Genomic DNA, 12,120 nt, shown 5'->3' with positions numbered 1-12,120 from the left:
TGGTTGCCTCGCCGTCGCCGCGCCGGTTCACACCGGCACGGGCGGCAGTCACGGTCCGCTCGGGGCGGACGAAGCCGACAGGAAGAAGCACGGGTTACCGCGAGCCGGATGCGAAGCCGGCCCAGGTCTCACAGCAATCCCAGGGTTGACGGGTCGCCCACGCGCTCCACTGACCGGACACGAGGCACGACCACGTACGCCCACCGGGGCCGAAGGGTCTGAGGATCAGACGAACTCGGGCGTCCCGGCGGGCATGGTAAATCGGAACTCGGCGCCACCGCCTGGGGCGCGGCCGACGGTGATCGTGCCGCCGTGGGCCTCCACGAGACCCTTGACGATGAACAGCCCCAGGCCGGTTCCGCCACGGCGCTTGCTACGCCAGAACTGGCGGAAGACGCGCGGAATGGTCTCGGGCGCTATGCCCTGGCCTTCGTCGCGCACCGACACCGCTGCTCCTCCCTCACACGGCTCGATCACGATACTGACAGTACCAGCGCCGTGCCGTACCCCGTTTTCCACGAGGTTTGCGAGGATCTGTTCGAGTTTGTCGGGGTCGATCCACATCCGAGGAAGCTCTCCGTGGGTCTCGACCCTGAAACGTTCCTCCGTCTCACCGGCGGCGACCCGACCGGCGACCATCCTACGGACGACCTCGGGCAGGTCGACCACCTGCCGACGCACCTCCAGGCGACCGGACTCGATGCGAGAAACGTCCAACAGGTCGTGGATGAGACGGGTGACCCGATCGGCGTCGGCGTTGACGGTCTCCAGCATGAACAACTTCTGCTCGTCGGTGAGCCGTTCCCACTTGGTGAGCAGGGTGGAGGTGAAACCCTTCACACTGGTGAGGGGGGACCTCAGTTCGTGGGCGACCTCGGAGACCAGGTCGGCTCTGGAGCGATCGGAGCGCGCGGAGGTGTCCCTGAGCGTGACGACCAGGCGCACCAGGGCTCCTCCTGGCCGGGCACGAACGTAGCGGGCGGCGACGAGGAGTTCGCGTTCGTCCGGCAGGCACAGTACGCGTTCGACCTGGCGGTTGCGGTCCGGGTCGCCACCGTAGGGGTCGCTGGCCTCCCACCAGTCGTGGCCGTCGAGCCCGCGCAGCGGTAGGACGGTGCGGTAGTCGCGGCCGAGCGCGGAAGCGACGGGAACTCCGACGAGTCGAGCGGCCTGGGCGTTGAACAGGACGACGTGGCCTCGAGCGTCGGCGACGACGACACCGTCGGGCAGGTCGTCGGCGTGCAGTGGCGCGCCCACGGACGAGGCGATGTCGAGGTCGGCCAGTGCGGGTTCGTCCGTCGTGTGCGCCGTCGCACCGTCGGAGTACTCCGCCGGTCGATCCACCTGCCGGCCGCTACCCACGCCTCTCCCCGCTCCCCTCCGAAGGTCCACGGCACCCAGCCTTCGAGGGCCGCGGAACACTGGTCGGTGGTACCCGTCCCAGGGACTCTCCTTGGACACCACCGCAGGTCTACCCCGCACTCCCACCTGGTACGCCTCACGTGTGGAGGCACGAGCCCGGTGGGAATCCGAGCGTACAGACACCGGGGCGCCACCCGTACCCGTGCGGTGGAGGCTCCGACCGACCGCCGTCACGTCCGCACGCTCACGCCGTGTGGCCAAGCCTGCCGTATGGACAGGACGAGCGCCCCCATCATCCGTGACACGGGTCGGGTGTGGGCGCCCACGCGGGATACGCATGAACCACCGTGGTGTCGGTTCGACCCTATCGACACTCGGCTCCGGTGCACGTGCATTCTGGGAGGTTCACATGACCCGTTACCGACTGTGCGTACCCCACCGGAAACGCCCGGCTCGGACAGCGGGGAAGAACACCGAGAGTGATCATCCAGAGTGCGACAAAGGTTGTTCGAGACCCGGCTCAGGAGCGTCGCTGCTGTCTGGCGGTGGTGTACAGACACACCGCGGCGGCCGTGGCCAGATTCAGGCTTTCGGCCCCGCCGTAGATAGGAACGCTGACCGCCCCGTCGGTGAGCCGGACCGTCTCCTCCGGCAACCCCCAGGCCTCGTTGCCGAAGACCCAGCCCACCGGGCCGTTCAGATCGCCGTTATCGGCTACCTGGTGCAGGTCCCTGTCTCCACCGCCATCGGCCGCCCATACCTTGGCCCCGCCCTCGTGCAGGAAGTCGATCACCCGGGCCACCGGTACCCCCACCACGACGGGCAGGTGGAACAGGCTTCCGGCCGAGGCGCGTACGCACTTGCCGTTGTAGGGGTCCACGGAGGCGTCCGTGAAGATGACGGCGTCGGCGCCGGCCGCGTCGGCGGTGCGCAGGACCGTCCCCGCGTTACCGGGATCGCGCACATGGGAGAGGACCACGGCCAACCGCACGTCGGTGACCCTGTCCAGGGGGACGTCCACGAACTCGCAGACCGCGATGACCCCCTGAGGGGTGATGGTCTGCGTGAGTTCGGACATCACGTCGAGGCTGACCCGGTGGGTGGGCACGCCCGCGGTGTGGGCGGCGTCCATCAGGTCGATGTGGCGTTGCATGGCTTCCGCCGTGGCGTAGACATCGACCACGCCATGGGCGGTCCCACCATAGGGGGATCGCCCGGAGCCGCCGTTGACGGCGGCCAGAGCCTCCCGCACAGCCTGAGGGCCCTCCGCGAGGAAGCGCCGCTCACGCTGGCGGAAGGTGCGTTTGGCGAGCCGCCGAACCCCCTTGATCCTGGGTGATCGGACACTCGTGAACTCGTGGCTCGCCATCGCTACCCGTCTTGTCTTACCGAGTCCTAGGCCGCGGCCGAGGTGGGCAGGGCCTGCTTGGCCTTCTCCACCAAGACGGCGAAGGCGGCCTCGTCGTTGACGGCCAGCTCGGCCAACATGCGACGGTCGACCTCGATCTCGGCCAGCTTCAGACCCTGGATGAGACGGTTGTAGGTCAGGCCGTGCGCACGGGAGGCGGCGTTGATGCGCTGGATCCACAGACGACGGAACTGCCCCTTGCGGTCCTTGCGGTCCCGGTAGGAGTAGGTCATCGAGTGGAGCATCTGCTCCTTGGCCTTGCGGTACAGGCGCGAGCGCTGCCCGCGGTAACCACTGGCCCGGTCGAGAACGACCTTGCGCTTCTTCTTGGCGTTGAGAGCCCGCTTCACGCGTGCCACAGTGACTCCCTCATTGGTTCTTCCGGCGCGCGCGGCGCGCCGACCGGCCCGGCCAGGGCAGGCCCGGACGGTCCGTGTTCGCTTCGGGTGGTCGCCCTCCGAGCACCTTCACACGCCGACCGGGTCGAACGCAGGGGCACTGCCGAGGAGGACTGAAGGTTTCCGGTCCTACTTGCCCAGGAGCTTCTTGATGCTCTTGGTGTCGGCCGGGGAGAGCTGGATCTCGTTGCTCAGCTTGCGCTTGCGCTTGGAGGTCTTGTGCTCAAGGATGTGGTTCTTGTTGGCACGGCGGCGCATGATCTTGCCGGAACCGGTGACCTTGAAGCGGTCCTTGGCTCCACTGTGGGACTTGTTCTTCGGCATGTCGCCGTCGTCTCCTACTCGGTCGGCGCGGCACCCGTCCGAAAACGGATGACGCGGTTGTTCCGCGCTAGGCGGGTCTCGGGTCGCACTCCCGTGCATTCGGGCCGTTCGCGCGCAGCCCACCCCACCACCCGCCGCCTTCGCGGCGGCCGGGCGGTGGGAGACTCCCCCGGCGCCCTACGCCTGGTCGCTTTGCTCGCGGCGGACCTTGTCCCCGGCCGCCGCGCGGGCCTCGGCCTTGTGGTCGGACCGCTTCTTGTGCGGGCCGATCACCATGACCATGTTTCGGCCGTCCTGCTTGGGCTGGGACTCGACCATGCCCAGGTCCTGGACGTCCTCGGCCAGCCGCGCCAGCAGACGACGTCCCAGTTCGGGACGGGACTGCTCACGACCGCGGAACATGATCGTCACCTTGACCTTGTCACCGCTCTTGAGGAACCGGACGACGTGACCCTTCTTGGTCTCATAGTCGTGCGGATCGATCTTCGGGCGGAGCTTGATCTCCTTGATGATCGTGTTCGACTGGTTCTTGCGCGATTCACGGGCCTTGACCGCGGACTCGTACTTGAACTTGCCGTAGTCCATCAGCTTGGCGACCGGCGGGCGCGCGGTCGGTGCGACCTCGACGAGGTCGAGGTCGGACTCCTGGGCCAGACGCAGGGCGTCCTGCACGGAGACGATTCCGACCTGCTCACCGTTGGGTCCGACGAGTCGGACCTCGGGCACCCGGATACGGTCATTGATGCGGGGCTCGGCGCTGATGAGACCCCTCCCTAGCTTTCTCGGATTACCTGGGACCGGCCGTCCACCGTGTGGTGGTCGGCCTGTTCGACCGGGTCGCCCGCGCTTGTTCAGGCCACCCGCCCGCTCCGGGGTCCGTGCAAAGCAAAAACCCCGCCAGCGTGTGCAAGCGGGGCGATCCGACCGAAAGTTCACGACGAAGCCACCGCCGTACGCGCGGGGACACCGGAAACCGATACCCGAGACGAGAGCAGGGCGGACTTGTCGTGTGACCGGAACCCACATGAGCGTGGCCCTGTGGGTGGGAGGATCATCTCCGCTTGCGGTTCCGATGCGTCGAGACACACCGGACCAAGTCGATACTCCGAATATACCAGTAGTGGTGAGCACTCGGGTCCCCACAGGACCATGGGATCACGCGCGTCGGGCCAACTCGGCCTCACCCGCGGCGCGCATGGCCGCCACGGGGACCTCCTCGATGCCCGTCATCAGACGGACCTGGGCCACGGCCTGGTGCAACAGCATGGGGAAGCCCCCCACCACACGTCCACCTCGAGCGGCGACGGCCTCGGCTGCCTTGGTGGGCCAGGGCGCGTAGACCACGTCGAACAGGTCGGCCCTGGACCGGGCCAAGGCTTCGACGTACTCGTCCGCGGCCCCGGAGGGCAGGGTGGAGACCACCAGGTCGGTGTCCAGGTACTCCTCCACCTTCGCCAAAGGAGCCACCCTCGTCACCACGCCCAGGCGTTCGGCGGCCGCGGCCACCTCCCTGGTCCGGGTCGTGTCGCGGGCCAGCACGGTGACCGGGCCCCCATGGCCCAGTTCGCGCAGGGCCGCCAGGGCGGAGGCCGCGGTGGCCCCCGCCCCCAGCACGACCGCGGCGCGTGGGGTGGTGATCCCCGCCTCGATCAGCGCGGTGCTGATGCCCTCCACGTCGGTGTTGTGGGCCGCCCATCCCCACTCCCTCCACACCAAGGTGTTGGCTCCGCCCACGGCGAGCGACAAGTCACTGACCCACGCGGCCGAGGCCATGGCCACCCGCTTGAGCGGCATGGTGAGGGAGAGCCCGGCCCACTCGGCCGGATCGAGCCCGGCGAGGAAGCCCGCCAGCCCCTGTTCGTCGCACTCGTGACGACCATAGGACCAGTCGGTCAACCCCATCCCGGCGTAGGCGGCCGAGTGCAGGATGGGCGAGAGGGAGTGGGCCACCGGCGAGCCCAGGACCGCGGCGCGTGTCAGTTTCCGCCACCGCCCCAGGTCTCCTGGAAGCGCTCCTTGAGCACCTCGAACTCCTCGTGGGTCTCGGCGAACTCGGTGACACCGTTCTCGGGGTCGGTGGCCACGAAGTACAGCCAGTCGCCCTCCTCCGGTTCCAGGGCCGCCTCCAGGGCGTCCTCCCCCGGCGCCACGAACGGGCCCGGGATCAGGCCGGTCCGGTGATAGGTGTCGAACCCGCTGGTATCGGCCTCGCAGGCGGCCAACTGGTCGTTGTTGAGCGCGATACCGTACTCACCGATGGCGTAGAAGCAGGTGCTGTCCATCTGGAGCGGCATGTCGATCTCCAAGCGGTTGTGGACCACCCGGGAGATCTTGGCCATGTCGTCGACACCCCCGCTCTCGGCCTGGACGATGGAGGCGATCGCCATGACCTCGTTGGCGTCGTAACCGAGTGCCTCGGCCCGTCCCTCCAGGTCGATGCTCTCCGTGAGCTGCCGGTGCTGGGTGACCATCGTGCGCAACATCGACAGGGCCTCGGTCTCGGGCTCGAACCGGTACGTGGACGGGAACAGGTAGCCTTCGGGTCCCTCTGTGGCGTACTCGGGCAGACCGAGTTCGTCGGTCATGGCGTAGGCCTCCTGAAGTTCCTCCAGGGACACGCCGGTGTTCTCCGCCAGTTGCTCCAGGATCTGATCGCCGCGCAGCCCTTCACGGATGGTGACCCGACCACCGACCCGATTGGCCGGGTCGGACAGGGCCGCCACGGCGGCCTCCCCGCTCATGCCTTCGGCCAAGGCGTAGGTACCGGGCACGACGCTCTGGCCCTGTCGCCCGAGCGCGTTGGTGAAGGACCGTGTGCTGGCGACCACGCCCTGATCCACCAGGGTCTGGGCGACGGCCGTGCCGCTCTGCCCCTCCTCGATCACCACGATGACCTCGCCCGAACCCGTTCCATCGAAGTCGGACGGGAAGAGGTAGGTGCGCATGACCGCGAAGCCACCGCCGGCGATCACCAGCATCAGCACCAGCGCGAGCAGGATCATGAGGCCCTTGTTCCCACGGCGCCGGGAGCCGCCCCTGGCGGCCTCCTCGCGTTTGGCCCGGGCCTTCTTCGCCGCCTTGAGCCGTTTGCGGTTGGCACGGCTATCGCCATAGGAGGCGGCGATCTCCTCCAGGCTGGCCTCTTCGTACTCGTCCCCCTCCGGCTCCTCATCGACCGTTTCTTCGATGGGCTCGGGCTTGGAACGGCGGGAGCGACGGGCACGACGCCGACCACGGACCGGCTCCTCCTCGCCAGGAAGGGGGAAGGCGCCGGTGTCCGAGGAGCCCTCCTCCTCTCCTCCGGGGTCGCTCACGGAGGGGAAGGCGGCACTGTCCTGGTTCTCCTCCCGGGCCCGGTCGGACGCGGGAGCCGGCTCGTCCCCGGCACCACGCCGACGGCGGCCACCACGGCGGCCTCGCGGCTCGGGCTCGGCGAAGGCGCCGGTCTCCGACCCTTCGAAAGCGAAGGAACCGGCGTCGGTGTCCTCCTCCTGCGCGCCACGACGGGCGCGACGTCGACCGCGACGCTCGGTGGATCGTTCCTCCGACACGGCCTCGAACGCGCCCGTTTCCCGGGAACGCCCACGTTCCTCCTTGGCCCGTTGACGGCGGCTACGGCGGCCTTTGGGCTCGTCATCGGGCTCATCGGCGAAGAAGGCGGGGGTGGGCCCCTCCTCCTCGTCACCCCAGAACGGCGAACGGGCCTCGGGCCCGTCGTCGGTACGTGCGCGTCGACCCGTGTGAGGCGGTTCGCTCGCCCTCTGATCGGTTTCCGCCCGCCCCCGGCCGGGCTCGGTGGGGGCACCGGCCAGGTTGGTCAGCGCGTCGAGTGCCGCCTGGGTGGAGTCGACTCCGGAACGTTGGTGTTCTCCGGGGGCCTGGGGTGCGGGCCGAGGCGCTTCACGCCGTGTCCGTCCGCTGCGTGCGGCCCGGCTGCCACGCAGGGCGTCGGCGGCCCCGAATCGGCGCGGGGGCGTCGCGGACCGTTCATCGGCCGTGTCCTCAAAGGGCTGTGCCCTGCGACGGCGCCCTGGTGGTGAAGGTCGTTCGGAGAGCGGTCCGGCGTGTTGGAAATCACCGGCCCCCACCGGATCGTTCCAAGGACCCTGTTCCGGTTCGGGTCGCGCCCTGCGGCCGCGCGACGGAGGTTGCGCGGGGAGGGGGTCGCTCAACGGGTCGTAGTCGTAGCCGCCCTGACGGTCAGGGTGGCCACGGTAGGGACTGTCGGGGTAGTCATCCCTGTCGGTCATCGGATTCTCCCTGGCTGACACGGACGATCTCGCCCGGGGGATGGCCTGTCGACCGTTCCTGGTCCAAGGCACTCTGCAAGAGCACGGTGGCAGCCGCCTGGTCGATGACCGAGCGGCGGGCGCGACCACCCTTGGCCCCTTTCTTACCGAAGGAGGCACCGGAGAGCAGTTGACCCTGCGCGGTCACCGTGGTGAGTCGTTCGTCCACGAGCCTGACGGGGACGGGGTCGAGGATCCGGGCCAAGGAGTTCGCGAACTCACGGGAGGACCGGGCGGCCGGCCCCTCCTTGCCGGACAGTGATGCGGGGTAGCCCACGATGACCTCGCGGGCTTCCTTCTCCACCACGAGAAGGGCTATGCGTTGGGTGTCGCCCCGGCCTCGCGGCACCGTTTCGACCGGGCTGGCGAGTACTCCACTCGGATCGCTCGCGGCGACTCCGATCCGGGCGTTGCCAGGGTCGATGGCCAAACGGACCCCATGTCTCACGAGGACGCCTCCCCGGGGGCGGGGCGGGCGCGCAAAGGGGCTGTGCGGTCGATGGCACAGCACCGCTGTTGGGAAATCCTCAACACGGTGGTCCTGTTCATCAGCGGAATCGCGGGAAAGCCGCGCAGGCAGCCATGGGAATCGGCTGCGGCGCGCCACAGTATGCCCGATTCGATGCCGACGTGCAGCCTTGGCACCTCGGCTTGGACGGCCGCCCGTTCGGGGTTCTCCGATCGGATGGGAGGCCTCGTATCGGATTCGTGGCGGCGGGGCCCAGAGCGAACACGTACCGTCCGAGTGTAGGCCACCTGGGCTCCGACTCGAAGCGAACGCGGCGAGGATGACCGGTTCGACACCGCGACGAACCGAAAAAGATAATGAAACCGAATGAACACAGAGAGTCACGATGCAGGTGGTTAGTCCCTCGGGGCGCAGGGCGAAGAGACCGACGGGGGAAGAACGCCCCGCACGAGTAGAACCGTGCGGGGCGTTCTCAAAGGCTCAGGCGCCGGCCACGCGCGCCTCCACGGCACGCAGGGCTTCGCCGACCTTGCTCGGGTCACTGCCGCCGCCCTGGGCGATGTCCGGCTTGCCGCCGCCACCGCCGCCGAGGGCTCGGGCCGCCACACCCACCAGGTCGCCCGCCTTGATACCGGCCTTCTGCGCCGCCTTGTTCGTGGCGATCACCACGACGGGGCGGTCCTTGGGCACGGCGGTCATCGCGACGACCACGGGTTCCTCCTCACCCAGGCGTCCGCGTACGTCCAGCACCAGCTTGCGCAGGTCGTCGCCGCTCGCACCCTCGGNGGGTGCCGCGGTGGCCACGACCAGCGCCGAACCGTGGCGGCGGGCACCGGAGGCGATCTCACCGGCGGCCTGGAGCACCTGAGCCCCACGCAGCCTCTCGATCTCCTTCTCCGCGACCCGCAGCCGGGAGACCATGGAGTCGATCCGCTCGGGCAATTCCTCACGCGGCGTCTTGAGCTGTTCGGAGAGTTGACCGACCAACGCCGACTCCTTGGACAGGCGCCTGAAGGCGTCCACGCCCACGGCCGCCTCCACACGTCGCACGCCCGAACCGATGGAGGACTCTCCCAGCAACTTGACGATGCCCAGCCTGGCGGTGGAGCCCACGTGGGTCCCCCCGCACAGCTCGACCGAGTAGTCGCTCATCTCCACGACGCGGACCCGGTCACCGTACTTCTCGCCGAACATGGCCAGGGCGCCCATCTTCAGCGCTTCGTCCAGGTCCCGTTCCTTGGTCCGAACCGCGATGTCGCCGGCCAGGACGGTGTTGACCTCTTCCTCGACCTCGGCCAAGCGGTCACCGCCCAGGGCCTTGTCCGCGGTGAAGTCGAACCGCAACCGCCCAGGGCTGTTCTCCGAACCCGCCTGCCCCGCGGTGGGGCCGAGCGCGTTGCGCAATGCCGAGTGGATGAGGTGGGTGGCCGAGTGGGAACGCTCGATGGCGCTCCTGCGGCCGGTGTCGATGGACGCGTGCACGGTGTCGTCCAGGACGACCTCACCCGAGCGCACGGTCCCCCTGTGCACGAACAGACCGGGCAGGGGCTTTTGCACGTCCTCGACGTCCACCACACCACGCCCGTCCACGGTCAAGGTGCCGGTGTCGGCGAGCTGACCACCGCTCTCGGCGTAGAACGGGGTACGGTCCAGGACCACCTCGACCTTGTCGCCCGCCTTGGCCGCGGGCACGCCCACTCCGTCCACGACCAGGCCGCGCACGTGCGACTCGCTGTCGGAGTCGGTATAGCCGAGAAAATCGGTGTCGCCGGCCGTCTCGTGCAGGCGCCCGTACACGGAGATGTCGGCGTTGCCGAGCTTCTTGGCCTTGGCGTCGGCCTTGGCGGTGTCCTTCTGGCGTTGCATGAGCTCGCGGAAGGCGCCCTCGTCCACGCTCAGGCCCTGTTCGGCGGCCATCTCCAGGGTGAGGTCGATGGGGAAGCCGTAGGTGTCGTGGAGCTGGAAGGCGTCCGCACCGGAGAAGACGGTGCCGCCCTCGGCACGGGTGCGCTCGGCCGCGCGCCCGAACAGGGCGGTCCCCGCGCGCAGGGTGTCGGCGAAGTTGCGTTCCTCGGTGTCGATGACGCTGTGGACGACGTCGGCCTTGTCCAGCAACTCGGGGTAGATGTCCTTCATGGCGTCGATGCTGACGGCGGTCAGCTCGTGCAGGAAGAAGGAGTCGGTGCCCGAGAGCAGGCGCAGGTTGCGGATGGAGCGACGCAGGATGCGACGCAGGACGTAGCCGGCCTTCTCGTTGCCGGGCTTGACACCGTCCCCCACGAGCATGACGGCGCTGCGCACGTGGTCGGCGACCACGCGGAGCATCACGTCGTCGTCCTCGTCCGCCCCGTAGGAGGTACCGGTCAGTTCGGCGGCGCGGCTGAGCACCCGGCCCATGATGTCGGTCTCGTAGATGTTGTCGACGCCCTGAAGGACCATGGCCAGACGTTCCAGGCCCATACCGGTGTCGATGTTCTTCTTGGGCAGCTCGCCGAGGATCGGGTATTCCTTGCCACTGCCCTCACCCCGCTCGTATTGCATGAAGACGAGGTTCCAGATCTCGACGTAGCGGTTCTCGTCCGCCTCGGGGCCACCGTCGAGCCCGTACTCGGGCCCGCGGTCGTAGAAGATCTCCGAGCAGGGACCACAGGGACCGGGTACGCCCATGTCCCAGTAGTTCTCCTCCTTGCCCATGCGCTGGATGCGTTCGGGACGCACGCCCACCTCATCGCGCCAGATCCGGGCGGCCTCGTCATCGTCGAGGTAGACGGTGACCCAGAGCTTGTCCGGATCGATACCGAAACCGCCTTGGTCGACGGGGGTGGTGATCAGTTCCCACGCCAGCGGAATCGCCTTCTCCTTGAAGTAGTCGCCGAAGGAGAAGTTGCCCAGCATCTGGAAGAAGGTGGCGTGTCGAGGGGTCTTGCCGACCTCTTCGATGTCGATGGTGCGAATGCACTTTTGGACACTGGTCGCGGTGTCCCACGGAGCCGTACGCTGACCCAGGAAGTAGGGCTTGAAAGGGACCATGCCCGCCGGTACCAGCAGCAGAGTGGGGTCCTCGGCGATCAGGCTTGCCGAGGGCACCACGGTGTGTCCGTTCTTCTCGAAGAAACCGAGGAAGCGGCGCGCGATCTCTGCCGTCTCCATTGATGCCCTCCTGTGTTCGGCTCCGCCGCTGCCGAGGCGGCGGGGTTGTCCCTGGGTGGGACCGTGGTCACGCATGGTCGATAGGGGCCCATCGTAGAGGGAATCCCGGTACGTGCGCGCATGGTCGGTCATGGCCACCGAAGCCGGTCGCCTCGAAGGCGAGGACGGCGGCCCTGTCGTTTCCCAGGCTATCGCCGGCGAGCCGCGCCGAAGTCGGAGCCGACGGAGCTTTCGGGCCGATGTGCCGTTCGGCTCCCAGGTCGGCTCAGTGATCCATTCGGGGTTCGGGCGGTGTCGGCTCGTTCCCGTAGTAGGCACGTGTGGCGGGCAGGAGCATCAGAACGATCACGCCGACCGTGAAGAGCAGCGCGATGACCGAGACGAACTCGCCGGTGACCAGGACCAAGAGCAGGACCAGAGCGGCCAACGTCTGGAAGCCCAGCACGGTGTACAGGGTGGCGACGTCACGGTCCGGCATCCGAGAGGCGAACAGAAGGGATAGAGCCCCGTAGGCGAGGAAGAGCGCGCCCCCGGGAGCGAAGGCCCGTACCAGCTCGGCGACACTCCTCTGGTGCCCCGACGCGCCGTCCAAGAGGTCCCGGGCGATCTCCTCACTGTGGAAGGCCATCAACGCGCCGGCCCCTTGGAGCAGACCGAACAGCACACCGATGAGACCCGCGACGAACATCAGCACACGCACGGTGGCGACGCTGTCGGGCA

At 68.4% G+C, this 12,120-nt stretch carries 10 protein-coding genes; all 10 read right to left on the bottom strand.

Annotated elements, in window-relative coordinates; translation table 11 throughout:
• Positions 1 to 225: 225 nt before the first annotated feature.
• Positions 226 to 1,362, bottom strand: a complete 1,137-nt coding sequence (locus tag D472_RS0118730; RefSeq protein ID WP_026117852.1) for a PAS domain-containing sensor histidine kinase — start codon at positions 1,360 to 1,362, stop codon at positions 226 to 228.
• A gap of 520 nt (positions 1,363 to 1,882) precedes the next feature.
• Complete coding sequence (locus D472_RS0118725; protein WP_017606000.1) at positions 1,883 to 2,731, bottom strand: TrmH family RNA methyltransferase; 849 nt, start codon at positions 2,729 to 2,731, stop codon at positions 1,883 to 1,885.
• A 26-nt stretch (positions 2,732 to 2,757) separates the two neighbouring features.
• Positions 2,758 to 3,129: a 50S ribosomal protein L20 gene (gene rplT, locus D472_RS0118720; RefSeq protein WP_033304195.1), complete on the bottom strand. Its 372-nt coding sequence runs from the start codon at positions 3,127 to 3,129 to the stop codon at positions 2,758 to 2,760.
• A gap of 168 nt (positions 3,130 to 3,297) precedes the next feature.
• Complete coding sequence (rpmI, locus tag D472_RS0118710; RefSeq protein ID WP_017605998.1) at positions 3,298 to 3,492, bottom strand: 50S ribosomal protein L35; 195 nt, start codon at positions 3,490 to 3,492, stop codon at positions 3,298 to 3,300.
• Between the two features lie 177 nt (positions 3,493 to 3,669).
• The gene (gene infC, locus D472_RS0118705; RefSeq protein ID WP_338036523.1) at positions 3,670 to 4,236 is read right to left on the bottom strand and encodes a translation initiation factor IF-3; all 567 of its coding nucleotides are present in this window, start codon (positions 4,234 to 4,236) and stop codon (positions 3,670 to 3,672) included.
• Between the two features lie 411 nt (positions 4,237 to 4,647).
• Positions 4,648 to 5,472, bottom strand: coding sequence for a shikimate dehydrogenase (locus tag D472_RS0118700; RefSeq protein WP_026117851.1), 825 nt, complete (start codon positions 5,470 to 5,472; stop codon positions 4,648 to 4,650).
• On the bottom strand, positions 5,469 to 7,742 hold the full coding sequence (gene mltG, locus D472_RS0118695) for an endolytic transglycosylase MltG (RefSeq protein WP_017605995.1): 2,274 nt from the start codon (positions 7,740 to 7,742) through the stop codon (positions 5,469 to 5,471). Before mltG ends, D472_RS0118700 begins: the two co-directional genes overlap by 4 nt.
• Positions 7,726 to 8,229: a Holliday junction resolvase RuvX gene (ruvX, locus tag D472_RS0118690; RefSeq protein WP_026117850.1), complete on the bottom strand. Its 504-nt coding sequence runs from the start codon at positions 8,227 to 8,229 to the stop codon at positions 7,726 to 7,728. The genes mltG and ruvX overlap by 17 nt, the downstream gene beginning before the upstream one ends.
• A gap of 501 nt (positions 8,230 to 8,730) precedes the next feature.
• Complete coding sequence (gene alaS / locus D472_RS0118685) at positions 8,731 to 11,400, bottom strand: alanine--tRNA ligase (protein WP_017605993.1); 2,670 nt, start codon at positions 11,398 to 11,400, stop codon at positions 8,731 to 8,733.
• Positions 11,401 to 11,665: 265 nt separating this feature from the next.
• The coding region (locus D472_RS28480; RefSeq protein WP_017605992.1) for a hypothetical protein at positions 11,666 to 12,120 on the bottom strand (455 nt) is incomplete at its 5' end.

Source organism: Nocardiopsis alkaliphila YIM 80379, assembly GCF_000341005.1.
GTDB lineage: Bacteria > Actinomycetota > Actinomycetes > Streptosporangiales > Streptosporangiaceae > Nocardiopsis > Nocardiopsis alkaliphila.
The sequence above is the reverse complement of the archived record's forward strand: the minus strand, read 5'-3'. Positions and strand labels throughout refer to the sequence as shown.

Bases quoted from the DNA above. Each gene is read 5' to 3' on its own strand.
- rpmI (WP_017605998.1), bottom strand. From the start codon at position 3,492: ATGCCGAAGAACAAGTCCCACAGTGGAGCCAAGGACCGCTTCAAGGTC.
- mltG (WP_017605995.1), bottom strand. From the start codon at position 7,742: ATGACCGACAGGGATGACTACCCCGACAGTCCCTACCGTGGCCACCCT.
- D472_RS0118725 (WP_017606000.1), bottom strand. From the start codon at position 2,731: ATGGCGAGCCACGAGTTCACGAGTGTCCGATCACCCAGGATCAAGGGG.